This window comes from Gordonia sp. (in: high G+C Gram-positive bacteria) (assembly GCF_049647785.1).
GTDB lineage: Bacteria > Actinomycetota > Actinomycetes > Mycobacteriales > Mycobacteriaceae > Gordonia.
Window position 1 is genome coordinate 1 of the sequence record NZ_JBARYI010000078.1, and the last position, 26,875, is coordinate 26,875.

The window sequence follows — 26,875 nt, forward strand, 5'->3', positions numbered from 1 at the left end:
CTGACGTGGAGCGGGAATCAACGCATCATGCGAGAAGGGGCCCGGCGGGACGCTGGGGTCGGCGGAGGGTTACCGCTGGGACCAGGTGCGAGCGAATGCGAGGAAGGCGTCGTCTTCGGTCGGGTTGGTGACCGTGACGCGGACGCCGTCGCCCGCGAAGGGGCGGACAATCACGCCAGCTTCCGCGCAGGCTGTGGCAAACGGGACCGACTGCTCGCCCAGCATCAACCACACGAAGTTGGCTTGGGAATCGGGTACCCGGTAACCCATCTCGCGCAACGCTGCGGTCACGCGACCACGTTCGACGACCACCGCGTTGGTGCGGGCGAGTAATTCGTCCTGGGCGCGCAGGGAGGCGATAGCGGCCGCCTGTGCCACATTCCCCACGGTGAACGGCACGTGCACCTTCCCGAGCGCCTCAATGATCTCCGGGTCGCCGACCGCGTAGCCGACGCGCAAGCCAGCCAGTCCGTACGCCTTCGAGAACGTACGCAGCACGACGACGTTGGGGAACTCGCGCCGCAACTCCAACGCGTCGTAGGCCAGCGGTCCGTCGAACCGGGTGTACTCGAAGTAGGCCTCGTCGAGCGCCACGACGACGTCGGCGGGTACGGCGCGCAGGAACTCGCGCAAAGCGTCCGCCTCCACTGCGGTGCCGGTCGGGTTGTTTGGGTTGCACACAAAGATCAGGCGGGTGCGGTCGGTGATCGCCGCAGCCATCGCGGTCAGGTCGTGCACGGCGTCGTCGGTGAGAGGCACTTGGACCGGCGTGGCACCGACAACCTGGGTGGCGACCGGATACATCTCAAACGACCGCCACGCGAACAACACCTCGTCGCCGGGGCGACAGGTAATAGTGATCAGGTTTTGGCACAGAATCACCGATCCGCAGCCGACCTGAACTTCGGCGGGTGTGACGCCCAGATTTTTGGCGAGCCCGTCAGTCAGGTCCACCATGCCGTTATCGGGGTAGCGGTTGACGACGGTGGCGGCTTCGGCGATCGCGGCGGCCACGCTCGGCAGCGGGGGATCGGTGACTTCGTTGCTCGCCAGCTTGATCGCACCCGGGAATGTCTTCCCAGGAACGTAGACGGGAAGGGTGTCCAGGTCTGGTCGGATTCGCATGCTCACCCCACAAATGTACGTCTGACCTGCGTCGCTGTCCGCACTTGGCTGGTGATTTGCTTCCTGGTGCCGGTCCTGTGTAATGTTTTGCCCCGGCGGGTCGAAGGACTCCACCATGGAGGCGTGCCAGAGCGGCCGAATGGGACTCACTGCTAATGAGTTGTTTCGTGAAAACGAAACCGGAGGTTCAAATCCTCTCGCCTCCGCCGACCGAGACACGTGCTCGGTACAATTGAAGAAGTCGGATCGTAAGATCCACTACGCGCCCGTAGCTCAACGGATAGAGCACTTGACTACGGATCAAGAGGTTAGGGGTTCGAATCCCTTCGGGCGCACATCGGAAGCCCCGTCACCATCAGGTGACGGGGCTTCACCCGTTTCTAGCCAATGCAAATTGACGCCCGTCGCGAACGACCAAGCGATGACGATGGCGCGGCTGGGCTTGCGCTCGCCGCTCTCGTAGTTCGAGACAGATCGCTGGGAGATACCAAGCTGCCGCGCGATCGACGCCTGAGTAAATCCCGCGTGTGAACGCGACTTCATCATGCGGTCGTTCAGTTCAAATTCCAGCACAATGCCTGCTTGGTTGCCTGCTGTAGTCATGCGTGCAAGTTTAACCAAAAGAACACTAAATGGCACCATCGCTTGACTGTGCATATTTAGCACGGCTACCGTGCTGAATATGCACAATGTAATTACAGCGGCGGAAGTCGCAGATTTACTACAGCTGTCACGTACCGAAGTCATCCGCAGAGCGGGCGACGGGCGTCTCCCCACTACCTCGAAGCTGCCGGGCCGCACTGGTGCCTACCTGTTTGATCGCGCTGCGATCGAGGAACTGACCGGTGCGTCGTGCTGACGCCCGCGATCGCCGCCTATGGCCTGCCAATCGTGATCGTCCTGATCCTGTTCGCCCTCGCCTCGCTCGCGGTCATCGCGTTCGACCTCGCGCGCCTGGCCCGCAAACGCTCGACCGTCGCCGCACGACGTGCAGCTGTGCAACGGCATCCCGCCGGACGACATCGACGGGCGCCCGCCCCGCTCGACGTACTGCCGACGAGGCGCGTCCTGTGAGCCCCATATTCGCCCAATCGCTCGATGCCACCAAGATCGCAGGCATCTACTCGGTGACCGTCGAATCCGACCCCGCCGACCCAGAATTCGATTTCGTCGGCATCAGCTGGTCCGCAAACCCCACCGGACACGGGCCGACAATCACCACCTCGCAAATGATTTCGCTCCTACGCGCCGAAGCAGACCGGATAGAGGCGAGCTGTTCGTGCGTCGCGCCCTCGCGTCACGTCCACTGTCCGGTTCACGGTGACGGACTATGCCCACCAAAGACCCCGACGACGACGGCGTAACCGTCCGGTGGCGCTCTGAGTACCCCTCAGACGTGGAGGACAAACGTCACGCGATATTGGCCGCTAAACCGGCGTGCGGTATGTGCGGTCGTTTGTTCCATCCCAGCTACACCCCGCCGCGTGACCTGATCTGCCGCGACTGCCGCAATCAGCCACCACCGGCACCTGATCCCCAAGAAGTCCTGTTCTAGGCACCACATCCCCACCAGCTTTAAGCCCGCCCTGACCCGGCAGGTACGTCGCCCGTTAGAGGGGCATTTCAGCGCGTGCCCAAATGTCAGCAAGGGCACACCCGATTCACTGAGTCGCTGGTAAAGGCGGACTCGGGCAGCAACAACGGCAATCAGTCGTGGCTCAGTGAAATATCCCAGTCCCGGCGTGGCGAGTAATTCCCGACCACGCGTTAGCAGGCTCCATACCTTCCGGCTCCATACGGCAGAGGTAGAGCCCTGCTGATCCAGTCTCACGACGATCAGCAGGGACGCCCACCACCCGACCTCACCACCGGCAGGCGACCTGCCCAACGAGGCCCACAGTCCCGCAAGGGACACCAACAGAACAAGAGGCACCAAAAATGAACCGATACGTCGCGCTCGACCTAGAGACAACCGGCCTGGATATCTTCGAGGATCACCCGCTAGAAATCGCTGCTGTCGAGCTCCCGACCGATGACCCTGACACGCTGTACGGACAGACGATGGTGTTCGTGCCCGCGCACAACACTCGCGACGTGCTCCGCAACGCGTCACCGCAGGCGCTCGCAGTGAATCGCTACTACGAGCGTCGACTGTTCGAGCAGGAGCTCACGCACGCCGAGACCGAAGACCATGCCCGCGATCTGCTGAAGATGCTCGACGGCGCGACCCTGGTTGGTGCGAACGTCGCCTACGATGCCGCTGTGCTGTGGCGGTGGCTGCGTAAGTTCGTCCCGTACACCACGCGCACGACGCCGCCCTGGAAGTTCCGTCTGTACGACGTGGAGCTCGCTACCGCGATCGCGCTCGACCTGGACGCGATCCCGTCGCTGAGTAAGTGCTGCGAGCTGTGGGACTTGGCGCTGGCGGGCGACCTCGCCCATACCGCGCTCGGTGACACGTTCGCAGCTGCTGACGTGTTCCACGCACTGACGACCGCGCACACCGCGCGCCGCGTCGCTGACGCGCTGACTGATCCGGTGCCGGTGCCGGTCCCAACGTTCAAGCGGTGCGGCCACGTCTTCTACGCCGCCAATCAGTCGCACGTCTGCGTCAAGATCAACCTGCACGCGGGTCGCCACAGCACGATCGCCAACGGCAAGCCGCTATATGACCTGAGCCCTCAGTGACCGGTAGTAAGTGGGGCGGTCGCCGCGCGTCTCGACTGCGCGCGGCGACGTTCGACGCCTGGGGCACCGTCTGCCATATCTGTGGCCTGCCCGGTGCCGACAGCGCCGATCACGTCATCCCGCGCTCGCTCGGTGGCCCCGACACCCTCGACAACCTGCGACCGGCTCACCTGGCCTGCAATCAGCGCCGGGGTAACTCACCCCTCAAAGGTCCGCCGGTAACCGTTGTGTGTGGCCCACCGGCAGCAGGAAAGACCACTTATGTGCGCGAGCACGCCCGCCCCGGCGACGTGGTGATCGACTTCGACGCGATCGCCGTGGCCCTACAGCCGCCCGGCGCTCACTCGCACGATCACCCTGCCGCGATCCTGCGCGTGGCCGCAGCTGCACGACAGGCCGCTGTCGCCGCCGCAACGAACGTGCGCGGGCAAGCGCGGCACGTCTGGCTCATCGACTCCATGCCCACACCCAAGCGACGCGGCGGGTACAAGGCCAGTGGGTGGCGCGTGGTGACCATCGACCCCGGCCACGATGTGGTGATGAGCAGAGCGGTGCAGCGACCAGCTCATGCCCTCGACGCGATCGCGCGATGGTACGGCGACGACCCGGTGACGAGCACGACACCGGACCCGTCGCGCGACTGGTGACGACTGCATAAACCACTGCATAAATATACGGCGGGCGCCCGTATGAATATTCATGCGAATATTCACGACGCTGCATAATATGCACCGCGGCGCAGTGAGTGTGTCGCGGTCCGAACCTTTTTGAACGAGCAATGTCCTCGGACGGACCCCTCCTATCCCCTCGTTTTTTCCCAGGTCACCCAGGGTGGGGGGTGGTACATACACACTCGGGCGCACATGTCAACTATGTATAAAGCGGTGCATATTATGCAGTCCGATTCTGCATGTTTATGCATGGATTGATTGCATAATATGCAGTGGTCTCGTATAAAAGTGGTATGCCTCGCCCCGATCCGACCGCCCCGCGCGCTGGTCAAGCTGCCCTGTTTGAGCCCGTCGAGGCTCTGCCGCAGTCGCGCGCCGGGCAGGTACTCCGCGGTCGGCACTCGGTGGCGATGGATGAGGCGCTGGACGCTGCTCGTGACGCTGAAGTCGTGGGCGACATCGACGCCGGTATAGCCACGGTGCTGCGCGCCGGTGCCTGGGCGCTGGACAGCATGGAGCAATCGAACAAGTACTACGGCCCTGCCAAGCTGCTGCCCGCGATCACTGAGGCATTGCGCGATGCGCACATGACCCCCGAGTCACGGCAGACCGACACAGACAGCGCCATTCACGAGCTGCTGGCAGATTTCGCCACGGCAGACACGACGGTCACCGATGACGACACCGCGCTATCTGACCCCGCGTAGTAGCCCGTACACGTTCGGTCCCAAGATCGGGCGTGTCTCGGCGATGCTCGCTCGCAAGCTCATGCCGTGGCAGGTGCTCGCCGCTGACCTGATCGGTGAGTGTGAGCACGGTGGGCGGCTGATTCACCCGCTCGTGGTGATCACAGTGCCCCGGCAGTCGGGCAAGACGGCGCTACTTGCTGCCGTCATGCTGCATCGGCTGCTCTCGGTGCCCGGTGCGCGCGTGTGGTACACCGCCCAAACCGGCATCAAAGCGCGTGAACAGATGTGGGAAATGATGGACGCGATTGAACAATCGCCGCTGTCGAAACTTGTCAAGTGCAAACGCGGTGCCGGTGATACCAGCTTCGAGCTCGTGGCGACCGGCGGGCGCGCCAAGATGCACCCGCCGACCGCAGATAGCTTGCACGGCAACCAATCTGACCTGAACGTCATCGATGAGGGCTGGTTCTTTGACGAGCCGCAAGCTCAGGGCCTCATGGGCGCAATCACCCCCACACAATCGACGCGCAAGAACGCGCAGACCATCATCATCAGTACCGCCGGTACCGCAGAGTCGGTGTGGTTTCACGGACTGGTCGAGCGCGGTCACGACGGCGCGCTGTGCCTGGTCGATTACGGCGTAGGCGATGATGTGGGACCGGACGACTACGCCGCGATCGCTGCCGCGCACCCGGCCATTGGGCACACTCAGCAAGCATCGATTCTCCCGGCGGCGCGCGAACAGCTCAGCGACGGCGAGTTTCTGCGCGCCTACGGCAACCGTCGCACACGAACCGAATCGCGGCTGCTGCCCACTGAGGTAGTCGAGGCAGCAACGTTCACCGCCAAGCTGCCGCCCGGTGCCGCAGTGTTCGGCGTCGCCTTGTCCTTTGAGCGCGATGACGCCGCGATCGTGGCGTGCATGGCCGTCGATGGTGTGCCGTGCGTGGAGCTCGTGGAGCAATTCGACTCCGCTAACGGCGTCGCCGCCCGGCTGCTCGAGCTCGTCCGCAAGCACGACGGGCACGCCGCGATCGCGCCCGGTGGCCCTGCCGGTTCCATCGCTGACGAGTACGTGAACGAGTTGGCCGGTGAGCGTGATGTCGACCGTCTGCGTTGGGTCAACGATGCCGAATTATCAAGTGCTACAAGCGATTTCCTTGACCGTATCCGCCGCGATCCGCCGGGCGTCCTGGTGCGCGGGCATCCCGCGTTCACTGACGCGTTCGATGCTGCCGCTCTGCGCAACTCCGGCGACCGCCTGCACTGGTCGCGCCGTGGCTCTGCCGGTTCGATCGCGGTCCTAGAAGCGGCGACTCTCGCGGTCCGCGCGCTCGCCACCATTCCCGCCGCCCCTGCCGCCCCCATGATTTGGAGCTGATATGTCGAAGAACCCACCGGTCCGCACCAAGGACGCCTTTAGCATCGACTCGACCCCGTGGACTGCCGTCGCGGTCTGTCGTATGCCGGGCTGCTCCTGGCGCGGATCCGGGCACAGTCGGGCCAGTGTCTACCGGTTGCTTGCCTCGCACCTGACCCATACTCACGCCGAACACCAGCGTGCAGCTGAATGTCGTGTACGTGCGCGCCGTGGCCGCGATATTTCAGAAACTCTCATGCCGATCGCGACGGTAGACGCGTGAGTTTCTTCGACCGTGTGCGTACCGCACTTGCTGCCCCTGCCGCCGTGGCCGGGCAGGTGCGCTACCTGTCCCCATACGACGACAGCAATCACCTGCTGTCGGTCGTCGCGCCGGACTGGTTGCCCAGCAACGGTGCGATGACGCGTGAGCTCGCGATGTCGGTGCCCGCAGTCAAGCGAGCTCGCAACATTATTTGCACCACGATCGCGCGTATCCCGCTCGACGCCTATCGTGGCGACGCCGCACTCACCGGCACCGATCGCCCGCTGTGGCTCGACCGCACAGACGGCCCGATCAGCCCGTATCACCGCATGGTGTGGACGATTGACGACCTGCTGTTTTCGGGCTGGTCACTGTGGGCAGTCAAGCGCAACACCGCCGGGCAGGTCATCGCCGCTGACCGCGTACCGATCAACGCCTGGCGCATCGACGGCGCGAACGTCATCTACATCTACCCCAACGGGGTCGAGACGATCGCGGACCCGTCCAGCATCGTCCTCATCCCCGCCTCCGATGAGGGACTACTGGCACAGCCCGGCCCCATCCGGCACGCCGCCGATCTGCTCAATGCGGCCTCGACTGCCGCCGCTAACCCTGCCGCATACCTCGACCTGCATCAGACCAACGGCTACGACATGACCGACGACGAGCGGGACCGCATCATCAACTCGTGGCGCTCTGCCCGTCGCGGCGAGAACGGCGGCGTCGCGTTCAGCTCGGCAGGTATCGAAGTCCGCGAGCTCGGGACGTTCAACGAACACCTACTGCTTGACGGTCGCAACGCTGCCGCCCTCGACATCGCCCGCGCGATGTCAGTCCCGGCGCTCGTGCTCGACGCCGCGACCGATTCGTCCATGACCTACGTCAACGCCCAAGCCAAGGCGCAAGACCTCATCGACTACGGCCTGTCCGCGTTCATGGCACCGGTCGCCGCGCGCCTCGGGCTTGACGACGTATCCCCGCGCGGTACCTCGATCCGATTCAACCTCGACGCGTTCACCGGCGACGGCGCAACCGCAGGCACCCCCGACGACGGCGGCAGCTCGACCCCGCCCGCCCCGACCGAGACAGGAACCAACAATGGCTGACCAATTCCGCGCCGACCGAGACATGCTCTCGCCCAACGATGACGGCGTGCGTTATGGGCGCCCGTCGCTGGTCATCGCTCACACCAACGAGGGCGACGCGAACGGTCGCGCCGACGACCTCGGCGCATGGCTACAAAAGCCTGAGTCTGAGGCGTCCTACACCATGATCGTCGATCGCGCCGGACGCACCGTGCGCAGCAACGACGACAACTACGTTCCGTGGGCTGCCGGATCACCGGCCAACGAACGCGGCCTGCACCTGTGCTTTATCGGGCGCGCCTCGCAGTCGCGTAAGGACTGGCTCAACCAAGACAAGCAACTGCGCGCCGGTGCCCGCGTCGCCGCCGACTGGTGCCGCCGGTACAACATTCCCGCCGGGTGGCTCTCCGGCGACCAAATGCGCTCGGGCCTATCCGGTATTGGCGGTCACGACACCACCGTGCAGGCATGGCACGCCACCGACCACACCGACCCCGGCACCGGATTCCCGCGTGACCGATTCATTCAGCTCGTGAACGAATACCTCACGGGCGCAACAGAACAGGACGACGGCATGGCATTCACCGACGAAGATCGCCGCAAGCTCAACTACATCTACAACCAGCTGCGCCCCTGGCCCCAACTCGGTGCCAACGCCAAGGGTGAGCCGCTGACGCTGGTCGATGCCGTCGCCTCGATCAAGGATGAGGCCGCGTAATAATGGCCTTCATTTTCGGTGTGCTCACCGGTGTGGGGCTCACCCTGACGGTGCTTGGTGGGTGGCTGTGCTACATGCTCGGCAAGGTCGGTGATGGCCTGTGAGTCACCGCCTACCCGACGATGATGCCACCACGCAAGTACGGCACCCCTCGCGCGCTGTTGTCCGGTCCTCGGTCGCCGCGACGGTGGGTATTGTCCCGCTCCTGTGGCCCCTGGTTAATCGCGAGCTCGGCCCCATCTGGGCGACCGTCGCGGTCGTGTCTGCCGTCGCCGGTAACGCGGTCATCACTCGACTGCTGGCCTACCCCGGCGTGGAGGCGTGGCTACGGGAGATGCTGCCCTCGCTGGCCGCATCGCCGCCCGATCGCCGCGACCGCCTCGACCTGTCCGCGCCGCTGCCAACGGTCATGGCCTCCGATGGTGGCGATGTCGTCATGCTCGACGGTGGCGGCGCGGTGCACGCCTCCGACACAGACGAACGGATCGTGTCCGGTCTGGTCATTCCGTGGGACAAGCAAGGCAACACCACTGCCGGTCCGCTGACGATCCCCTCGGGTGCTGTCCGTGTGCCTGCCGACATCACGCGAGTCAAGCTCATGTTCAAGCACACCGGCACCGAAGGACACAAACCGGTCGGTCGTGCCCTCTCGTACGAGGGCAGACAAGACGGGCTGTGGATGACGTTCTCGATCGCCCGGACACCGGACGGTGACGCCGCGACCCAACAGGTTGCCGAACACGTCTTTGACGCATTCAGCGCCGAACTACGCAAGGTCAAACAAGACGGCACCCGCGTCACCGATTCGATCCTGACCGCCGTCGCCCTCGTAGACACACCCGCCTTCGCCGATGCCCGCGTGCACACCCTCAAAGCGCAATACACCCCCTCAACCCAGGAGAACGAAACCGTGAACGTGAAAGCCTTCATTCAGTCCCTCATGGCCGCTGGTGCCAGCGCTGAGACCGCGCGCGCCAAGGCCGCAGAGTTCTACGATGCCGCAGACATCGCCGCCGTCGATGTCACCGGATTCATCGCCCCAACCTCACCCGCCCCGACCTCACCCGCCCCGACCTCACCCGCCCCGGCTGCGCCTGTCGCGGCCAACGCTGGCTACACTGCACCGCTCGCGCCGGTCGTGCCCGCTGGTCTGCCTCAGCATCACAGCCCGGCAATTGTGCACGCGTCGGCGTTCGACGCGGCACAGACCATCCTCGACCTGTCCCGTAACCGCGATCAGGTCGTGCACGCCGCTCTCGCGGACATCACCAACTCCGGGCTCACGGACGCGCTGCCCCCGGCCTGGTTGGGCGAGCTGTGGACCGGACCGGCTCAGACGCGCGAGCTCGTGACGCTGCTCAACACCAAGCCCTTGCGGTCGTGGCGGATGCAGGGCTTCCGGTGGAAGGACCGGCCCCTGGTTGCCGCGTACGACGGTGACAAAACAGAGATCCCCACCAACCCGGTGAGCATTGAACCCTACGAGTCTGAGGCAACCCGCTGGGCTGGCGGTCACGACCTCGACCGCAAGTTCTGGGACTTCGGCGACGCCGGTATCCTCGCGTCCTACTGGGCCGCGATGAACGAGTCCTACGCGATCGTCACCGACGCTGCCGCCGGTGCGTTCATCGTGGCAAACGCTAAGGTCGTCGCGCCGATCGCACCGACCGACGCCCCCAACGTGCCGCCGATCGTCCTGGCAATGTACGCGGCCAAGAACAGCGTCAAGAAGGCCACCGGCACCAACCCGTCCTACTACTTGGCTAACCCCGCCGATCAGCTCGCACTGTTGACGCTGACCGCATCGAACAAGCCCGCGTTCTGGGACCAGCTCGGCGTCGATCCGTCGATGCTGCTGTGGCGCGATCAGGTTCCCGCAGGCACCCTCATCGCCGGTGCCAAGCCCGCGACGACGTTCTGGGAACTGCCCGGCTCGCCGCTACGGGTGGAAGCTGAACACCTGAGCCACGGTGGCCGCGACCGCGCCATGTTCGGGTACACCGGGCAGACCATCGACAACCCCGACGGTCTGGTCAAGATCGCGTTCACCCCTGCGCCATGACCTCGCCTACCGCGCCGGTCATCACCGATGAACGGGTTGCTAAGTGGCTCGGCATGGATGCACCCGATGATCACGTCACCACGGTGACCGCCGCCGTCAACGTGTATGTGAGGGAGATACACGGTGACGGTGAGCTCGGTGACGCGATCGGGCTCGGTGCGCTCATGCTGGCCGCGCTCATCCACCGACGCCGCAACAGCCCCGGCGGTGTCGAGTCCTTTGGCGACCTCGAACCCTCGTTCGTGGCCCGCTATGACCCGACGATCAGCCAGCTACTCAAGCTCGGGAACTTCCGGCGTCTGGTGGTGGGCTAAGTGTCTGAGCTCGTGGCCGCGCTCGATCGGGTCGTGACCGCACTACGCGGGGCGGGCCTGGCCGCGACGACCGACGCCCGCGACCTCAACCCGCCGTGCGCCTGGGTCACCGTGCACGACATCGGGACCCCGACGCTATGCGGTGGGTATCAGGTGCGCGCCGACGTGTGCCTGATCGCCGGTGATGCCGGATCACCGCAATCGTTGACCGCACTTGGCGCGCTGCTCGACAAAGCGCTGACCGTCCTCACGTTGGAAGAACCGGCCCGCCCGATGACCGTGCAGCCGCCCGGCGTCGGCGTCGCGCTGCCCTCACTCGTCATCACCACCACCACCTGAAAGGCACCACAATGGCTATCAAACGCAACATTCCGCCGCTCGGCCCCGGCTCACTCGTCTTCGGCGAGGTCTCCGTCGATGAGCTCGACATCAGCTGCCAAGTCACCGCCTGCAAGATCACCATTGACAGTGACAAGGAAGACGACCTACCCACCCTGTGCGGCGGCGTCATTGTCGGCGAAAAGACGTACACGTTCAAGCTGGAAGCGAGTGCCGCGCAAGACTTGGAAGCTGACGGCCTGATCGACTGGACGTGGAAGAACGCCGGTAAGGAGATGCCGTTCAAGTTCATCCCGCGCAAGGAAGAAGTGGCGACCGTCGCCGGTTTCGTGACCATTGATCCTGTCGAGCTCGGCGGCGATATCAAAAAGCGCAACATCAGCGACTTTGAATTCGACATTGTCGGTATCCCGACGTTCACCCCCGACGCGACCCCCGATAGCGGCGAGTACCCGCCGGTAGAAGCACCGGCGGGCTAACCGCGTGCAGACCTTACGCGTGGATGTTCGCGGCGATAAGCGGATCGCGGCGAGCCTGCGCCGCGCGGCGGTGCGTATGGACAACCCGCGCCCGGCATTGGCGCAAGCGGCTAAGGCTGTCGCGGCTAAGGCCGGCGAGCTCGCGGCCAAACGCACCGGGCGACTGTCCCGGCAGAACCGGGCGCGGGTCACCGTGCGCACCGCGACGGTCAGTAACCGTACCCGCTACGCCTGGTATCAGGAAGAAGGTACCCGTGTCATGCGGGCGCACCCGTACCTGCGCCCGGCACTGACGACCACTCCAATCGGTGAAATTTTCCAAGACTTCGCCAACGACATCACCAACGACATCTAAGGACCAACCACAGTGAGCACTATCAAGCGGATCATCCTCAACGTCCTCATGACTGACGGCACCGAACACCTCGATGTCGTGGTCACCAACGCCGACCGGTTCAAAGGCGAACACATCGGACGCCGCCAAAAGTGGGCGACGCTTGAAGAGTCACCGCAGACCTACATGATGTTTTGGGCGTACGCGGCCCTCTCGCGCCTGGGCAGGTTCTCGGGCACCTTCGATGACTTCGTGCAGCAATCAGAAACCGTCGATGAGGCAGGCACCGAAGACGTGGACCCTACGGGGACAGCGACGCCGGGCGTCTAATCGCCTCGCTCGCTGTCGCCCTGCAAGTCCCGCCGTCCTCTCTGTCCAATGAGTCAGACGAGATGCTGGCAACCCTCATAGACATCCTCGAACAACAAGCACAGGAGGCTAAGCGTGGCTGAACAGACCGCCGTCGTGCGGATCATTTCGCGCACCGACAACTCAGGCATCGCCAAGATGTCGCGCAGCCTCGCCAAGTTCTCCGCGATCGCTGCCGCCGCTGTGCCCGCTGCCGCCGGTGCAGCGGCCAGCGTCGGAACCATCGCGGTCGCCGCCGCCGGTCTCGGTGCTGTCGCGGCCCCGGCGCTCGCGGTAGTGCTCGCCGGTCTCGACGGCATCAAGAAAGCAGCGGGCACCATTACACCGCAGTTCGACTCGTTCAAAGCCGCGATGTCGAGCTCGTTCTCGGGAATGTCCAAAGGTTTCGGTCTGCTCGGTGCCACGCTCGGGCGGATCACCCCCGCGATGGCCGGTGTCGGGACCGCGATCACCGGCGTGTTCAACACCGCCGCCGCCGCGATCGCCCGCAACTCGGGCAGTATCAGCAAGCTCGCGGCGACCTCGGCGGCACTGGTCACCAAGATTGGCCCCGCCCTCGGCACCCTCATCAGCAAGATGTTGCAGTTCGCCGGGTCGATCAAGCTCGATTCGATCCTCGGTGTCTTCACCCAACTGTGGGCACTGCTGCAACCGATCATCAGTTTGTTCACTCAGCTCGCCGCAGCTGCTGGCCCGTTCGGGTCGGTGCTGGGCATCATCGGCGGCGCGATCACCGCGATCACCCCGGCGCTGGTGGACCTCGCCGCAACGGTGGGACCTGTTCTCGCGCAGTCGTTTACGACTCTGGTCCCGACTATCGGGCAGCTTGCCGACGCGTTCGCGACGGTCATCACTGCGATCGCCCCGGTACTGCCGGTCATCGCGCAGCTGGTCGCCTCACTCGTCTCCGGTCTCGGCCCGGCCCTGCCGTTCGTCGTCGCCGGGATGCTCGGTCTCGGTATCGCCGCCAAGGGCCTCATGGGCATTGCCTCGGTCGTCAAGACATTCGGCAAACTACGTGCCGAGCTCTCGGGCCTGACGATCATTTCCCGGATCGGCCCGGCACTGGTGGCTGTGCGCGCCGGATTCATGACCGCTGCTGCTGCTACCTGGTCGTGGACGGCGGCACTACTTGCCAACCCGATCACGTGGATCGTCATCGGCATTATCGCTCTGATCGCGGTGATCGTTTTGATCGCCACGAAAACCACCTGGTTCCAGACGATCTGGCAAGCAATGTGCGCGTTTGTTATCGCCGCCTGGAATATCGTCTGGAACGCCATTAAAACGGTCGCCACGGTCGTACTCGCGGCGATACAGGCATATATCCAAATGTGGGTCACGGTCATCACCGCGATATGGACGGTGATTCTTACGGTCGCTACTGCCGTGTGGAACGGGATCGTCGCCGCCGTACAGTTCGCGATATCGGTCATCTCTGCGATCGTCTCCGCCGTTGTCGCCGGAATATCTGCCGGGTGGAACGCAATCATGGCGGTCGCCTCGGCAGTGTGGAACGCGATCAGCTCGGTCGTCTCCGCCGTCGCCGGTGCCATTAGCTCCGCTGTCGGCGGCGCAGTCAATACCGTGATATCGGTATTCAACCGACTCAAGGGCGTCGCGTCGTCGGTGTGGAACGGCATCAAGGGATTCATTGACGGCGTAGGCAATGCGATCCAAACGGTTATCGGTTTCGTCTCGGGCCTCATGGACAAGCTCAGTAGCGCCGCCTCGATTGTGTCGAGCCTCAACCCGTTCGGTGCGGTCGCCTCGGCGCTCTCACCGGGCCTGTCTGTCAACCTCTCGCCCCCGCCCAACCTCTCGACGCTGCAACTGTCGGCAGGATTCCCCTCGTTTACCGATCTCGGTGGCCTCGGCGGCGGCGGGCGCCCGACGCAGGTGATCGACGCCCGCACCATCGTCAATGTCGATGGGTCTGGGATCGCGGACCCGCAACAGGTCGCGCACGCCGTGGCCGGGTCGGTGGGCCGCAACAACAAAACTCGTGGGCTGACCTTCGCCGTCAAGGTCGGTGGGTGACATGCCCAACCCGACACCGACTGTATGGGTGCAGGTCCGCCAACCCGGCGGGCCGATCAACACCACCAATGTGGGCTGCTCGACCGTCCTGGACGCCGAAGGACGCGAGTGCCTGCCCCATCGGCGGGCCAGTATTTTAGGTGAGCTCACCGTCGATTGGGGCCGCTCCGATGTGTGGGCTCAACCGGACCCGGCAGTGTTCACGATGACAGTGTGGCAGTCCGATGCTGCCGCCCAAGAATGGCCAGATTTCGACCTCGCTCACGCGACACCCGGCAGCGGCATGGTCAGTTTGAACACCTCGATCGGACTGTTAGACGCCCACGGGAACACCTACTACGTTTTCCAGGGCCGCATGACCAACGTCGATGCCGAACGTCAACAGGTTCGCACCGAACGCGGACTAGAAAACGGTTGGCTGCTCCGTATCCAGGCATCGGACCGGGCAGGCGGACTCGCCCAAGTCGATAAGCAAGGGTTCGTCAAACTTGACGCCGGGCGCACCATGAAAGCAAACGCTGATTTCCTCAACGTGTTTTCCGGTTGGGCCAACATTCGAGAAACCTATTTCGAGGCTCAATATCAGAACGGAAAATGCCGGTACGTCGATATGGTCGACAAGACACTGTATGACGTTCTCGTCGAACTCTATGCCTCGTTCTCGCACCAGTTTTGCTATAACTCGCGCAGGAACACGCTTAACCGTATTCCTGCCGCGTACAACCATGGCGCGTACTCGCTCGCACTTGGGCGCACCGCAGTCGGTGGCACAGTCCGCCTGTATGCGCCTCGATGGGTCGATAACACCGGGCGTGAAGACCCGCAAGATAGCCAGTCGTACGCGTCGGGGTATATCGGTGGTAATCAGGTCTCCGGCGATGTCCGCATATCGGCAGATCAAGGACAGGCGATATCGCACATTGAGTGCAAGTGGCACGACGCCTCCCGCACCGATGACGATGTAGTCTCTCGCGTCCTGGTCACCTCGAGCGCTAACCGTGGTCTGCTCCGCTTTGACTCGTGGTTTTCAGACGGCCTCCAGATCGACCCAATCATGCAAGATGTCAAACGCAAATGCCTCGCCGAAGGATCGCGCGCCTTCCATCCGACAGTGACCTGGGATACCCGCGTTGCCGGGGAAGTGCCGGACTGGAACACCTTTGAAGCATTGACCTTGCCCGCGCAGACGGTGGCGATGGTCGTTGTCACCGGCTCGCCGTACGCCTCGTTCATGGCCTCACCGCCGGTGTGGTATCCGGCAGGTGGTGTCATCGCCTACAGCGGCGGGTATTGGCGGTTCACGACCAACCTTGCGCCCGCCCCGCTCGTGCTGTCGGGTACGCCGATCACGTTCGCAGACCTCGCGGCATCCTCGACCGGCTCGACGCTCACCATGGGCCAACTCGACGGCTCAATTTCCTCCTACGACATGCGGTACGTCACCAACCCGACACTAGAAAATTGGGAGTAAGCCATGCCAGCAACCACACGCTCACCGTTTATGCTGCCCTATCTGCTCGATTCAGACCCGGTATCTATGGTCTCGGCCAACACCCAAGCTCTGGCCGAACGGCTCACAGAAATGTTCCCCGACGGCGAACTGCCCGACCCGCCGGTCGTTGCCCCCGCGATCCCTGACTCGGTGCGCATCGCGCGGACCTCCACGCAGTCGATCGCCAACGCGACCGATGTCACCGTGGTGTGGCAGACCGCAGAATGGGACTCCCGCCCCGGCGGGGCCGCGCAGTGGGACTCGACCGGCATCACAGTCCGCCGTGACGGCATCTACCACCTGACCGCGATTTGGCCGTGGCTCGCCAACGGTCAGGGCCGCCGCAACATGAAAATCCTCCTGAACGGGACCACGCCGAACACCTACGCAATCGTCGGGGACGCGATCTTGGCCTCACCGTGGGAGAACATCACCAGCGTCTCCGATCAGATCCGCCTCTACAACGGCGACAAGCTCCGAATGGTCGTCGCGCAAGACTCCGGCGGCACACTCTCCGGCGGCTATGGAGCAAGCGCCGCAGTCAGCATTACCGGCTCAATGTCGCTGACCTGGCTTCGTCCTGCCGTCTAGCAAAAACGCTAGACGGCCATATAAAACCCTACAAAAGGAGCACCACCATGGCACGCCATACCGCTTACATCGTCCCCGGCACTTGGGAAATCGGGCCCGGCAACTTCCCGAACACTCCAATCGGGATGCTCAAGGGCGTCTCTGATCGCCTCGACCGCAACATTTGGGACGTGCAGCACGTCAACTACCCGGCGTCGTTCGGGCCGATCGCCAACAACGGTCAGCCGCCGCTCTCGCAGCTCGGTAGCCCCAGCTATGAACAGTCCGTACAGATGGGCGTCGATGAGGTCGTTCGCCTCATCAAGTCCAAGCCGGGTAGCTTCGCCGTCCTGGGCTACTCGCAGGGCGGTGCTGTCGCCTCTCGCGTCGGTCAGGAAATTCTGACCGGGCGGCTCTCGGACCGCATCAACGACTGCAAGTGGCTGCACACGTTCGCGAGCCCGCACCGCGATCAGCGTTCGAGCGTCGAACTGAATCTGACCGGCCACGGCATCAGCGGCGAACCGATCGGCGGGTTCCGCATCAACGGTGTCCCCGACGACATGGATTGGTTTGACTACGGCCTGCCCAACGATGTCTACGTGAACGCCCCGATCAATTCCTACTGCGTCGGCGGCTACGAGCTCGTCAAGGACATGAGCCTGACGGACCCGATCGGGTGGGCAACGGCGATCGGCCTAGCCCTGACGAACGGCGAGATCGCTGAGGCCGCCAACGATCTGGCAACCAACCCGCTCGTGTTCACCGCCAAGGTTGCGACGACCATCGACGCGGCGAACCGCTTCGGCACCTCGCACACTGATTACGGCATCAAGAAGGTGTTCGCGGGTAAGACCGCGATCGAGCACTCGGCCTTCCACCTCAACTACTGGGGCAAGCGCCGATAACAAAAAGGCGACCCTCGGCACTGTGTGCCCAAGGGTCGCCTTTTGGTGTTCGCCGATTCAGTAGGCGATCGAGTTTAGAAATCGAGTGATCTCGCTGATTGCGCCGGACAGGCCGGGGACTGACTGCATCCAAAGGCTGAACTGTGCGAGCGGGTCAACAATCATTCGAGGGTTCCTCCCAGTTGTGCTGATCGCGTCTACCGCGACCTGCTTGCATGGTATGTCGTGAAAAACATTGTGCGCGTTACTGTCTCCTATCCCGCGATCGCGCGAACGGTATCGCGTAGTGCTGAACGTGGCACCAGCACGTACCGCCGGGTGGTCTCTGGTGAGGAGTGCCCTAGCAGTTCCTGCACCGTAAACATGTCGTGATCGACGCTGTAGGCACGCGTCGCGAACCGGTGCCGCAACTGGTGCATCGTCGTGTCACCCGGCAGGAGCTCGGTTGCGATCTTCCCAACCCACCGGGGCGACAGGTGGCCCTCAAAGTCGCCGGGAAACGCCCAACCTCGACCACGCTCACGGATTGCTGAGGCTAGCCCATCCGGCAGCGGCACTACCCGCTGTCGTCCGCCCTTGCCGTGCACGATCAGTGACCACCCTGACAAGTCCTCGATCAAGTCGCGACTGTGAACCTGTGCGACCTCAGCACGCCGCAATCCGGCTTCAGCCGCTAGCCGCAGAATCAGACGCGCACGACTGTCAGCGCGCACCAGTGCCTCACGGTAGGTGATTTCTCCGGCTGGTCGCGGCGACGGGATCGCCGCCCGAACTTTTGGGAGTGCATTGGCTGGATTCTCGCGCGTCCGATCGCTGGCGACAGCCCACCGATAGAACGCGAGCAGCGAGGCGCGCACTCCCCGCCGCGTCTCGACCGCCCAATCTTGCTGCCCGCACCACGCGACGAGCCGCTCGCTCTCGACCTCGAACGGTGTGCCACCAAGTTCGCGACCGACACGACGAATATGTGCCCGTCGCGTCGCGATCGTCGTGTGAGGTGATCCACCGGCGCGCAGCGCAGAACAAAAATCATCAATGGCCGCGACCCATGCAGGCGGAACAGGTTTTACCTTGAGTGTCATGTATTTACTATTTACGCCGCCGGGATACTAACCAAAGGCGGTGTGCCCCAACGGTTTTGCCTGCTCACAGCGGTACGCCGCGTAGACCAAGAGGTTAGGGGTTCGAATCCCTTCGGGCGCACAGGTAGAACGCAGGTCAGAGATTCTCTGGCCTGCGTTTCTCGTTGTGGGGGCAGCATGCAATTCGTGACTGGCGGGCACAGACTTGCTCCGGGACGACGGACTCGTGATCCAGGCCGGGGACACTGTTGGTCGGGAGTCGAGACTGCGAAGGGAACCCGATGAATCACGCACGAGGGCGGGTGTTGCCCGAACCGCAACGCCGCCTGCTGGCAGACGGTCGCCAGATCGCGTACTTCTCCAACGCTGAGACGCCGCCGGAGCCCGGCGTCGACCGCCGCGAGTTCACCCCGCGACCCACCTCCTCGCCGACCCACCTGCGCCGCGACCCCCGGACCGGAACGTGGGTCATGATGGCCCCGGCGCGCCAGGACCGCACCTACAAGCCGCCACGCAATATGTGTCCGCTGTGCCCGGACGAGACGGGACAATCCAGCGAGGTGCCCGGCACGTCGTACGACGTCGCGGTCTTCGAGAACCGCTTTCCCTCGCTGTCTACGGCCAGCGTTGGCAGCGACTTCACACTCCCTGCACCGATCACGGACTTGGAAGTCCAGGCGCCCGGCTACGGGCGCTGCGAGGTGGTCTGTTTCACCGACCGGCACGACGGCTCGTTCGCCGAGCTGACGGTGGATCAGGCACGCCTGGTGATCGACGCCTGGTCGGAGCGGACCGTCGACCTGCTGAGTCGCGACGGCGTCGAAGAGGTGTTCTGCTTTGAGAACCGCGGCGAGGAAATCGGAGTGACTCTGGCCCACCCGCACGGACAGATTTATGCCTACCCTTTTCTGACCGAGCGCACGGCGGCACTGCTGGCCGAGGCTCAGCGATATCACGCAGCATCCGGTCGCGACCTCTTTGAGTCGATCCTTGACGCCGAGCGGGCGGACGGGCGACGGATTCTGCTGCAGACCGAACACACGACGGCGTTTGTGCCGTACGCCGCGCGCTGGCCCGTCGAAGTGCACGTCTATTCAAATCGCAAGGTCGGCCAGTTGGCGGAGCTCACCGAGGCCGAAGCCGACGACCTTGCCCGCACATATCTGACGGTATTGCGCGCATTCGACGCCCTCTACGACGAGCCGTTGCCGTACATCGCGTCGTGGAACCAGTTCGGCCCCACCGTCGACGGTCGGTTGCATGCCGAGCTGTTCTCGATTCGACGCAGCCGCGACAAGCTTAAATATCTGGCGGGCTCGGAGTCCGCACGCGGTGCCTTCGTCACCGACAAGACACCGGAGACAATTGCCGCCGAACTGCGGGCAGTGTTGCCTGCCATCGAGACAGTCGAGGAGGGGGCATGACGGTCATCGGCGCGTTTGCGCCGGGCCGTGTCAACTTGATTGGCGAACACACCGACTACAACCTCGGGTTCGCGCTTCCCATCGCCTTGGAGCTTGGCACGACCGTCATGTTCACTCCCGACGGTTCTGCGGCGATCACCGCAGTCTCGGACTCGGAGACCGCGTCGTCAGTGATTCCGCTGACGACGGCACCCGGTGGCGTCACCGGCTGGGGTGCGTACGTCGCTGGCTGCGTGTGGGTGCTGGGAGAGGGCGGTATCGCCGTGCCTGGCGGTCGCTTGGAAGTGTCGTCGGATGTTCCGGTTGGTGCGGGACTGTCGTCGTCTGCGGCGCTCGAGTGTGCGGTGCTGCTCGCGCTGACGTCGGCAGCTGACGGTCCGGTTCCCGACCGCATTGCGTTGGCGAAACTGGCCCAGCGGGCCGAGAATCACTACGTCGGTGCACCCACCGGCCTTCTCGACCAGTTGGCAAGCCTGTGCGCGGAACCGGACGCGGCGCTGCTGGTCGACTTCCAATCGCTGGACCTAACAACGGTTCCCGCAGACTTTGGCGATTGCTATCGGCTGCTGGTGATTGACTCGCGGGCCCCGCATCGGCACGCGGACGGCGAGTACGCGGCCCGTCGGTCCGTGTGCGCGGCAGCGGCGGCGGAGTTGGGCCTCGACAGTCTGCGGGACGCCGCACCCGACGACTGGCGGCGGCTCGTCGATCCGGTGCAAGCTGCCCGGGCCCGTCACGTGATCACCGAGAACGCTCGAGTCGTCGATGCTGCCGACGCCCTGCGGGCCAGTGACTATGCGCGGTTCGGGGCCTTGATGAATGCCTCGCATATTTCGATGCGTGATGACTTCGCCATCACGACCGACCAGATCGACTTGATTGCCGGCACCGCCGCCGCCATGGGAGCGATTGGCGCGCGGATGACCGGTGGCGGCTTCGGTGGCTCGGTGATCGCCCTCGCGAGCGCCGAGGCAGCCGAGCGGATCATCGCGGATCTGCCGACTGCCGTTGTGGATGCCAGGTTCAACGAACCAACGGTGCGCGCGGTCCGCCCCGGCGCGGGTGCCCATCTGCTCTAGCCCGGAGCGGGCGAGGACTGCGTGTGATCGCCAGCGCGTTGAGGGCGGCCCAGGCTGACCGCTAGCTACGCAGGTGCTCGACGATCGCCGGTGTAACGATCTCCGGTTGCTGAGCGTTGGCGAGGTGAGCCGATTCGGGGACCACCAGCAGGCGTCCGTCCGAGATGTTGTCGACGATCGCGCGGAGGGAGTCTGGCCCGGTGGCGGGGTCTTCGGCACCGGCGATCGCGAGGGTGGGTGCGCTGATCGCGGCGAGATCATCGCGCAGATCCATCGCGGCGATGGCTTCGCAGCAGCCCGCGTAACCCTCGTCGGGAGTGGCGGCGACCATAGCCTCGTATGACTGCTTCCGGTCGACGTTAGCCGTCAGGTAGTCGGGGGTAAACCAACGACTGACCACAGCCTCGGCAATGGAAGCGATACCGTTGGCTCGGACGGTGGCGGCACGATCAAGCCAGCCCTGGGCGGGCGGCATGTGCGCGCTCGTGCACAGCAGCACCATGCGGTCGACGCGTTCGGGATTGCGGGCCGCGAGACGCATGCCGGTCATACCGCCGAGCGACAGCCCCACGAAGTGCGCGCGCTCGATGCCGAGTCCATCGAGGAGGGCAACGACGTCGTCGGCTAACTCATCGATCGAATACGGGCCCGCCGGAACGGGACTGGAGCCGTGGCCGCGGGTGTCGTAGCGGATCACCTGAAAATGCTCTTCCAGTGCGCTGACCTGTGTGTCCCACATGCGGTGGGTTGCGCCGAGGGAACTTGACAGGATTACGGCGGGCCGATCGGGACGGCCGGAAATCACGGTGTGAACATCAACAGTCTCGTTCGTCATGGATCCACCCTAGGTTCAGCGATACATACTGTGAAGTACACATTTCACTCTGGCTGAAACTGAGACGGTATCAATCATGGAGCTTCGTCACCTGCGATATTTCCGCGTTGTCGCCGAAGAACTGCACTTCCGGCGGGCTGCGGAACGACTGCACATCGCGCAACCCCCGCTGTCGGCGCAGATTCGACAACTCGAGGAGGAACTCGGCGTTCAACTCTTGAAGCGGTCGACGCGGCGGGTGGAACTGACACCGGCCGGAGTGGTCTACCTGGAACGGGTCCGCGAAATCCTGGATGCCGTCGATGCGGCGGGCGATCAAGCGCTGCGGGTTGCCGAAGGCTCGCAGGGCAGTCTGTCGATTGGCTGTGTCGGATCGGCCACCTATTCGCTTTTTCCCCGATTGGTCCGGGCGCTGCGCGACGAAATGCCGGGTGTTGATCTCAGTATCCGCGGCGAGATGCTCGCACCGGATCAACTGGCGGCAGTGGAAGCCGGACAGATTGATCTGGCGCTGCTTCGACCACCCATTGCCAGCTCGCGGGTGGTGCTGGAAACGATGCGTCGCGATCGGCTGATTGCCCTCTTGCCTGACAGTCATCGCCTAGCGGACCGTGCCGAGCTCGACATCGCTGATCTCCGCGACGACGATTTCGTCGCTCACGCCGGGCGTGGCCGTTCAGTGATGAGCGGACTGGTCACCGGGATGTGTGCCGATGCGGGGTTTGTTCCGCGCATTCGGCACGAGGTTGCCGAGACGTCCACGCTGGTGACGTTGGTGGCGGCCGGCCTTGGGGTCGCGGTGGTTCCGGAGCCGACGGCGGCCCTCGATATCGCTGGCGTCTGCTACCGCCCGCTCACGCCGGAAGTCGGAGCGGATTTGGCGGCGGCTTGGATTCCGGGTTCGTCACCGCTGGTGGATCGAGCGGTCGCGGTGGTCCGCCGGGTTGCCGCTGTCCCCAATTGAGAAACAAAAAGTCTTAATCATCGAAAACCATGTACTGGTCTTGTATGGATAGACGCCCTACCGTAGTTGATGAATGATCCACATCACACCGTGGCGACCGCTGGCGGTCGACGGCGATGTGTGGTCGAGCAACTGCCGATGGGAGAAAAGAAGGTGAAAATCACCCGGGTGGAATCGATTCCCTTCTCGATTCCCTACCGCAAACCGCTGCATTTCGCGTCCGGCGAAGTTTATGCCGCCGAACATGTCTTGGTGCGCGTGCACACGGACGATGGGGTGGTTGGGGTCGCTGAGGCGCCGCCTCGTCCGTATACCTATGGCGAGACTCAACGGGGGATCGTCGCCGTAATCGAGGATGTTTTTGCCGCCCAATTGCAGGGCCTTACCCTGCTCGAGCGTGAGCAGGTTGGTGCGCGGCTAGCGCGGACCATCGGGAATCCGACCGCAAAATCAGCTATCGACATGGCAATGTGGGATGCCCTCGGCAAAACACTCAAGCTCCCAGTTTCGGAGTTGCTTGGCGGGTACACCGACCGCATGCGGGTGAGCCACATGCTTGGTTTCGACGAGCCGACGACCATGGTCGCCGAAGCCCAACGGATGCTCGACACCTACGGCATTTCCACCTTCAAAGTGAAGGTCGGTCGGAGTCCGGCCAAACTCGACACCGCCGTCGTCCGGGCCCTTCGTGAGCACTTCGGCGACACGATCGAACTGTACGTCGACGGAAACCGCGGTTGGACGGCCGCCGAGTCGGCACGAGCCATGCGTGAGATGTCCGACCTCGGGCTACTGTTCGCCGAAGAACTCTGCCCCGCCGACGACGTCCTCGGTCGACGGTGGCTCGTCGGGCAACTCGATATTCCATTCATCGCCGACGAGTCAGTCCCCACCCCGGCGGACGTGACGCGGGAAATCCTCGGTGGCTCGGCGACCGCGATCAACATCAAGACGGCCCGCACCGGGTTCACCCAGTCGATGCGGGTGCATCACCTTGCCGAGGGCCTCGGGGTCGAAATGGTGCTCGGCAACCAGATCGACGGCCAAATTGGCACGGCCTGTGCGGTGGCCTTCGGAACCGCCTTCAAGGCCACGTCGTCGTACGCCGGCGAACTGTCGAACTTCCTCGACATGAGCGACGACCTGCTGACCGAGCCCCTGCAGATCCGCGATGGCTACCTACAGCGATCGTCGTGTCCGGGCCTTGGCATCGAGGTCGATGAAGACAAACTCGAGCACTACCGAACCGATAGATAAAGATCTCCACCTCCCCAGCCCCACCGTTAACACCGCCTTCCCAACGAGGAGAAGAACAGATGACCACTACCGAACACAGCCCCAGCGCCGCAGCTTCCGGTGCCTCCGCGACCGAGCGCTTCCACCAGGACAAGTCACCGTACGAGGCCGTCAAAGACGTCGCCCCGGAGCGCGTCAACAAGTTGGCGCAACAGGTTCTCGCTGGCGTGCACCAGACCATCCGCGACAACAATGTCACCTACGACGAGTACAACGCCCTCAAGGCGTGGATGATCCAGGTCGGTCAGGACGGCGAATGGCCACTGTTCCTCGACGTCTGGGTGGAGCATGTCGTCGAAGACGTGAACACCTCGCACCGCCACGGCAACAAGGGCTCCATCGAAGGGCCGTACTACGTACCGAACGCACCCGAGCAGGGTGCCGACGGCGTCCTCCCGATGCGGGACGGTGAAGCCGGCGACCGCCTGGTGTGGGATGGCCAAATCACTTCGACCGACGGCACTCCGCTGAAGGGCAAGGTGGAACTCTGGCACGCCGACAGCGACGGCTACTACTCGCAGTTTGCACCCGACATCCCCGAGTGGAACCTTCGCGGCTCCTTCTCTACCGGCGACGACGGCAAGTTTCACATCACCACGATTCGTCCCGCGCCCTACCAGATTCCGACCGACGGCTCGTGCGGCAAGCTCATCGCGGCCGCGGGCTGGCACGCCTGGCGTCCGGCTCACCTGCACGTCAAGGTATCTGCCCCCGGCCACGAACTGCTGACCGCGCAGCTGTACTTCCCGGGCGACCCGCACAACGGCGACGACATCGCCGACGCGGTGAAGCCGGAACTGATGCTGGAGCCGAAGGGCGACGGCCAGGGCGGCTTCACGATCGACTACGGCTTCGCGCTGGATCCGGTGCAGGGCTGATCGACGATGCTCTTTCACGTTCGGATGGATGTTCACCTGCCGCACGACATGGATCCCGCGGTGCGCGAGGACACGCTCGCCCGCGAGAAGGCGTACTCGCAGGAGTTGCAGCGCGCCGGGAAGTGGCCCGAGATTTGGCGCATCGTCGGCGAGTACGCCAACATCTCGATCTTTGATGTTGAGTCGAACGACGAACTGCACCAACTGCTATCGGGGCTGCCACTGTTCCCCTTTATGAAGATCACGGTGATGCCGCTGGCGGTACACGCGTCCGATGTCAAGGCTGGATAGTCAGCACATCGGCAATACTCAAGAACATGGCACCCGCGGCGACCAATTTGGTGGCTGCGGGTGCCACCCGTCTGCAGTGATTCTGGCACCATCGAATTGCACGGTTTATTAGCGCAGCATGTTCGAGGGAGAGATCGTGGACCGGTCAGTCGGTGCGAAGGCGGACGGGCAGTCGGCGCCGGACTATCGGCGACCGGTGGCACCGGGACAGTCGTACCCGCCGCTCGGCTACAGTGACCGCGGCGCACCCCTGTTCACCTACGACGACCGCGAGCGGGCGTTGGCGGGGCCACAACCGGTGGTCGTAGCGCCCGAACCTGAACCGCAACCACCGATGGTCGAACCGCAACCGCCGGACCGTCGCCGCAATCTCGCGATTGGGGTCGGGGTGATTGCGGTGGCGATCCTTTGTTTGGCGTTGGCTTTTCAAACGTTTGGTCGCGGTAATGCAAACGATTCGGTTACCCGCGCCGATCCACCCGCAACCCAATCCACTGACGACCCGTATCTGCAGGGCATTCCGGACGGTCCGGAGTCGACGGTTCCGCGCGATCCCAGCGCCGCTCCGTCGACCGTGCCCGGAGATGCGAGCGTGGTTTACGAAGTGGAGTCCGGCAGGGCGACGGTCCTGTATGTGGACGGTGCCGATGTAAAGATTGCGAGCAGCCGCGGCGGAGTGTGGAAGCAATCGGTCGGGCGCGGCACCAACGCGCTGTTCCGCATCACCGTCGTCCCATCCGACGCTGAGCCGGTCAAGTGCACGATCACGATCGACGGGAAGGTTGTGGACCAGCAATCCAGCGCCAATCAGCAGACTTCTGGAATGGTGACCTGCCGTTTTGAGGGCTGATGGGTGGGCGCCTCTTGGCCGCCCCGCCTATTTTGTTGCGGCGAGGGCTACCGTGAGGGGGTGACTTCCTTCGATGCGTCGCCGACTGATGCCGGCGTCAAAGCGATGCTGACCTGGCGCAGCTCCGACAACAGCCGACTCGAGCAGGTTCGACTCAATCTCAACGGATCGCGGGTGCGCGCTTACGGGCGCATTGTGGCTGCGGCAACAGACGATAGTGCGGCGTACTCCGCGTCGTATGAACTGGTTACCAACGATTCCGGCGTGACGCGTCGCCTTTCCGTTCGGGTGCTGCGCGCCGACGGTGACAGCGCTCTCGATCTGAGCCGCGACATGGACGGCCGGTGGATGGTGCAAACCCCGACCAGTACGGTTCGCAGCGACTTCGACGGTGCCGAGGTGGTCGACCTGGAACTCTCACCGTTCTTCAAGGGACTGCCGGTTCGCCGCTTCGGTATCACCCCGGGAGTGCGCCGCACGGACCTTCCGGTCGTCACGCTCCGCCTCCCCGACTGTGAAATCGATTCGCTGACCAAGAGTTACGTCGGGCTTGCCGACGGCCGCGTGGAAGTGATCGGGCCGAAGGGCTCGAAGTTCCTGACGGTCAATGATGCCGGGGTGGTCAGTGACTACTCGGGCATCGCCAGCCTCATCGGGTAGTCGAAGCG

31 protein-coding genes and 2 tRNA genes are annotated in these 26,875 nt (G+C 63.9%); 29 read left to right on the plus strand and 4 right to left on the minus strand.

Annotation, left to right across the window (positions count from 1 at the left end):
- Nucleotides 1-69: 69 nt before the first annotated feature.
- Nucleotides 70-1,131, minus strand: a complete 1,062-nt coding sequence (hisC, locus tag WBA38_RS11810; RefSeq protein ID WP_424322775.1) for a histidinol-phosphate transaminase — start codon at nt 1,129-1,131, stop codon at nt 70-72.
- Between the two features lie 111 nt (nt 1,132-1,242).
- Here hisC and WBA38_RS11815 point away from each other — a divergent pair.
- Together WBA38_RS11815 and WBA38_RS11820 are read left to right on the plus strand one after the other, a co-directional pair.
- Nucleotides 1,243-1,331 (plus strand) — tRNA-Ser (locus tag WBA38_RS11815).
- A gap of 56 nt (nt 1,332-1,387) precedes the next feature.
- Nucleotides 1,388-1,460, plus strand: a tRNA-Arg gene (locus tag WBA38_RS11820).
- On the opposite strand, the gene WBA38_RS11825 is transcribed toward WBA38_RS11820, so the two are convergent.
- On the minus strand, nt 1,426-1,728 hold the full coding sequence (locus WBA38_RS11825; protein WP_424322776.1) for a helix-turn-helix domain-containing protein: 303 nt from the start codon (nt 1,726-1,728) through the stop codon (nt 1,426-1,428). The genes WBA38_RS11820 and WBA38_RS11825 overlap by 35 nt on opposite strands.
- A 79-nt stretch (nt 1,729-1,807) precedes the next feature.
- Here WBA38_RS11825 and WBA38_RS11830 point away from each other — a divergent pair, with 79 nt between their 5' ends.
- The 19 genes from WBA38_RS11830 to WBA38_RS11920 all read left to right on the plus strand — a co-directional run bounded on the left by WBA38_RS11830 (nt 1,808) and on the right by WBA38_RS11920 (nt 17,508).
- Nucleotides 1,808-1,984: a helix-turn-helix transcriptional regulator gene (locus WBA38_RS11830; RefSeq protein WP_424322777.1), complete on the plus strand. Its 177-nt coding sequence runs from the start codon at nt 1,808-1,810 to the stop codon at nt 1,982-1,984.
- Entirely contained in the window at nt 1,978-2,199 is a 222-nt protein-coding gene (locus WBA38_RS11835; RefSeq protein WP_424322778.1) for a hypothetical protein, read from the plus strand. The genes WBA38_RS11830 and WBA38_RS11835 overlap by 7 nt, the downstream gene beginning before the upstream one ends.
- A complete protein-coding gene (locus tag WBA38_RS11840) occupies nt 2,196-2,489 on the plus strand; it encodes a hypothetical protein (RefSeq protein ID WP_424322779.1) in 294 nt (97 codons plus the stop codon). Before WBA38_RS11835 ends, WBA38_RS11840 begins: the two co-directional genes overlap by 4 nt.
- A gap of 574 nt (nt 2,490-3,063) precedes the next feature.
- A complete protein-coding gene (locus WBA38_RS11845; protein ID WP_424322780.1) occupies nt 3,064-3,813 on the plus strand; it encodes an exonuclease domain-containing protein in 750 nt (249 codons plus the stop codon).
- On the plus strand, nt 3,810-4,460 hold the full coding sequence (locus WBA38_RS11850; RefSeq protein WP_424322781.1) for an HNH endonuclease: 651 nt from the start codon (nt 3,810-3,812) through the stop codon (nt 4,458-4,460). Before WBA38_RS11845 ends, WBA38_RS11850 begins: the two co-directional genes overlap by 4 nt.
- 317 nt (nt 4,461-4,777) lie before the next feature.
- A complete protein-coding gene (locus tag WBA38_RS11855) occupies nt 4,778-5,191 on the plus strand; it encodes a hypothetical protein (RefSeq protein ID WP_424322782.1) in 414 nt (137 codons plus the stop codon).
- Complete coding sequence (locus WBA38_RS11860) at nt 5,160-6,554, plus strand: terminase large subunit domain-containing protein (RefSeq protein WP_424322783.1); 1,395 nt, start codon at nt 5,160-5,162, stop codon at nt 6,552-6,554. The genes WBA38_RS11855 and WBA38_RS11860 overlap by 32 nt, the downstream gene beginning before the upstream one ends.
- Before the next feature lie 258 nt (nt 6,555-6,812).
- The gene (locus WBA38_RS11865) at nt 6,813-7,904 is read left to right on the plus strand and encodes a phage portal protein (RefSeq protein WP_424322784.1); all 1,092 of its coding nucleotides are present in this window, start codon (nt 6,813-6,815) and stop codon (nt 7,902-7,904) included.
- Entirely contained in the window at nt 7,897-8,601 is a 705-nt protein-coding gene (locus tag WBA38_RS11870) for a peptidoglycan recognition protein family protein (protein WP_424322785.1), read from the plus strand. The genes WBA38_RS11865 and WBA38_RS11870 overlap by 8 nt, the downstream gene beginning before the upstream one ends.
- A gap of 100 nt (nt 8,602-8,701) precedes the next feature.
- Nucleotides 8,702-10,663 carry a hypothetical protein gene (locus tag WBA38_RS11875; protein ID WP_424322786.1) on the plus strand — a complete coding sequence of 654 codons (1,962 nt, stop codon included), beginning with the start codon at nt 8,702-8,704 and terminating at the stop codon, nt 10,661-10,663.
- Nucleotides 10,660-10,977, plus strand: a complete 318-nt coding sequence (locus tag WBA38_RS11880; RefSeq protein WP_424322787.1) for a hypothetical protein — start codon at nt 10,660-10,662, stop codon at nt 10,975-10,977. Before WBA38_RS11875 ends, WBA38_RS11880 begins: the two co-directional genes overlap by 4 nt.
- Nucleotides 10,978-11,316 carry a hypothetical protein gene (locus WBA38_RS11885; protein ID WP_424322788.1) on the plus strand — a complete coding sequence of 113 codons (339 nt, stop codon included), beginning with the start codon at nt 10,978-10,980 and terminating at the stop codon, nt 11,314-11,316.
- Nucleotides 11,317-11,327: 11 nt separating this feature from the next.
- A complete protein-coding gene (locus WBA38_RS11890; RefSeq protein ID WP_424322789.1) occupies nt 11,328-11,795 on the plus strand; it encodes a hypothetical protein in 468 nt (155 codons plus the stop codon).
- Nucleotides 11,796-11,799: 4 nt separating this feature from the next.
- Nucleotides 11,800-12,150: an HK97-gp10 family putative phage morphogenesis protein gene (locus WBA38_RS11895; RefSeq protein ID WP_424322790.1), complete on the plus strand. Its 351-nt coding sequence runs from the start codon at nt 11,800-11,802 to the stop codon at nt 12,148-12,150.
- Between the two features lie 12 nt (nt 12,151-12,162).
- Nucleotides 12,163-12,459, plus strand: coding sequence for a hypothetical protein (locus WBA38_RS11900; RefSeq protein WP_424322791.1), 297 nt, complete (start codon nt 12,163-12,165; stop codon nt 12,457-12,459).
- A gap of 114 nt (nt 12,460-12,573) precedes the next feature.
- Entirely contained in the window at nt 12,574-14,538 is a 1,965-nt protein-coding gene (locus WBA38_RS11905) for a phage tail protein (RefSeq protein ID WP_424322792.1), read from the plus strand.
- A 1-nt stretch (nt 14,539) separates the two neighbouring features.
- The gene (locus WBA38_RS11910) at nt 14,540-16,009 is read left to right on the plus strand and encodes a hypothetical protein (protein WP_424322793.1); all 1,470 of its coding nucleotides are present in this window, start codon (nt 14,540-14,542) and stop codon (nt 16,007-16,009) included.
- Nucleotides 16,010-16,012: 3 nt separating this feature from the next.
- Nucleotides 16,013-16,621 carry a hypothetical protein gene (locus tag WBA38_RS11915; protein WP_424322794.1) on the plus strand — a complete coding sequence of 203 codons (609 nt, stop codon included), beginning with the start codon at nt 16,013-16,015 and terminating at the stop codon, nt 16,619-16,621.
- A gap of 47 nt (nt 16,622-16,668) precedes the next feature.
- Entirely contained in the window at nt 16,669-17,508 is an 840-nt protein-coding gene (locus tag WBA38_RS11920) for a PE-PPE domain-containing protein (RefSeq protein WP_424322795.1), read from the plus strand.
- Nucleotides 17,509-17,762: 254 nt separating this feature from the next.
- Here the strand turns inward: WBA38_RS11920 and WBA38_RS11925 are convergent, their stop codons facing one another.
- A complete protein-coding gene (locus WBA38_RS11925; RefSeq protein WP_424322796.1) occupies nt 17,763-18,590 on the minus strand; it encodes a tyrosine-type recombinase/integrase in 828 nt (275 codons plus the stop codon).
- Between the two features lie 281 nt (nt 18,591-18,871).
- On the opposite strand from WBA38_RS11925, the gene galT reads away from it, so the two are divergent.
- Together galT and galK are read left to right on the plus strand one after the other, a co-directional pair.
- Complete coding sequence (galT, locus tag WBA38_RS11930; protein ID WP_424293423.1) at nt 18,872-20,014, plus strand: galactose-1-phosphate uridylyltransferase; 1,143 nt, start codon at nt 18,872-18,874, stop codon at nt 20,012-20,014.
- Complete coding sequence (galK, locus tag WBA38_RS11935) at nt 20,011-21,093, plus strand: galactokinase (RefSeq protein WP_424293424.1); 1,083 nt, start codon at nt 20,011-20,013, stop codon at nt 21,091-21,093. The genes galT and galK overlap by 4 nt, the downstream gene beginning before the upstream one ends.
- 61 nt (nt 21,094-21,154) lie before the next feature.
- On the opposite strand, the gene pcaD is transcribed toward galK, so the two are convergent.
- Nucleotides 21,155-21,928 carry a 3-oxoadipate enol-lactonase gene (gene pcaD, locus WBA38_RS11940; RefSeq protein WP_424293425.1) on the minus strand — a complete coding sequence of 258 codons (774 nt, stop codon included), beginning with the start codon at nt 21,926-21,928 and terminating at the stop codon, nt 21,155-21,157.
- 76 nt (nt 21,929-22,004) lie between these two features.
- Between pcaD and WBA38_RS11945 the strand changes: the two genes are divergently transcribed.
- The 6 genes from WBA38_RS11945 to WBA38_RS11970 all read left to right on the plus strand — a co-directional run bounded on the left by WBA38_RS11945 (nt 22,005) and on the right by WBA38_RS11970 (nt 26,867).
- Complete coding sequence (locus WBA38_RS11945; RefSeq protein ID WP_424293426.1) at nt 22,005-22,892, plus strand: LysR substrate-binding domain-containing protein; 888 nt, start codon at nt 22,005-22,007, stop codon at nt 22,890-22,892.
- A 153-nt stretch (nt 22,893-23,045) separates the two neighbouring features.
- Nucleotides 23,046-24,149, plus strand: a complete 1,104-nt coding sequence (locus WBA38_RS11950; RefSeq protein ID WP_424293986.1) for a mandelate racemase/muconate lactonizing enzyme family protein — start codon at nt 23,046-23,048, stop codon at nt 24,147-24,149.
- Nucleotides 24,150-24,208: 59 nt separating this feature from the next.
- A complete protein-coding gene (gene catA, locus WBA38_RS11955; protein WP_424293977.1) occupies nt 24,209-25,066 on the plus strand; it encodes a catechol 1,2-dioxygenase in 858 nt (285 codons plus the stop codon).
- Between the two features lie 6 nt (nt 25,067-25,072).
- Nucleotides 25,073-25,357, plus strand: coding sequence for a muconolactone Delta-isomerase (gene catC / locus WBA38_RS11960; protein ID WP_424293978.1), 285 nt, complete (start codon nt 25,073-25,075; stop codon nt 25,355-25,357).
- A gap of 136 nt (nt 25,358-25,493) precedes the next feature.
- Nucleotides 25,494-26,207, plus strand: coding sequence for a hypothetical protein (locus WBA38_RS11965; RefSeq protein ID WP_424293979.1), 714 nt, complete (start codon nt 25,494-25,496; stop codon nt 26,205-26,207).
- Nucleotides 26,208-26,267: 60 nt separating this feature from the next.
- Nucleotides 26,268-26,867, plus strand: a complete 600-nt coding sequence (locus WBA38_RS11970; RefSeq protein WP_424293980.1) for a putative glycolipid-binding domain-containing protein — start codon at nt 26,268-26,270, stop codon at nt 26,865-26,867.
- Nucleotides 26,868-26,875 lie beyond the last annotated feature (8 nt).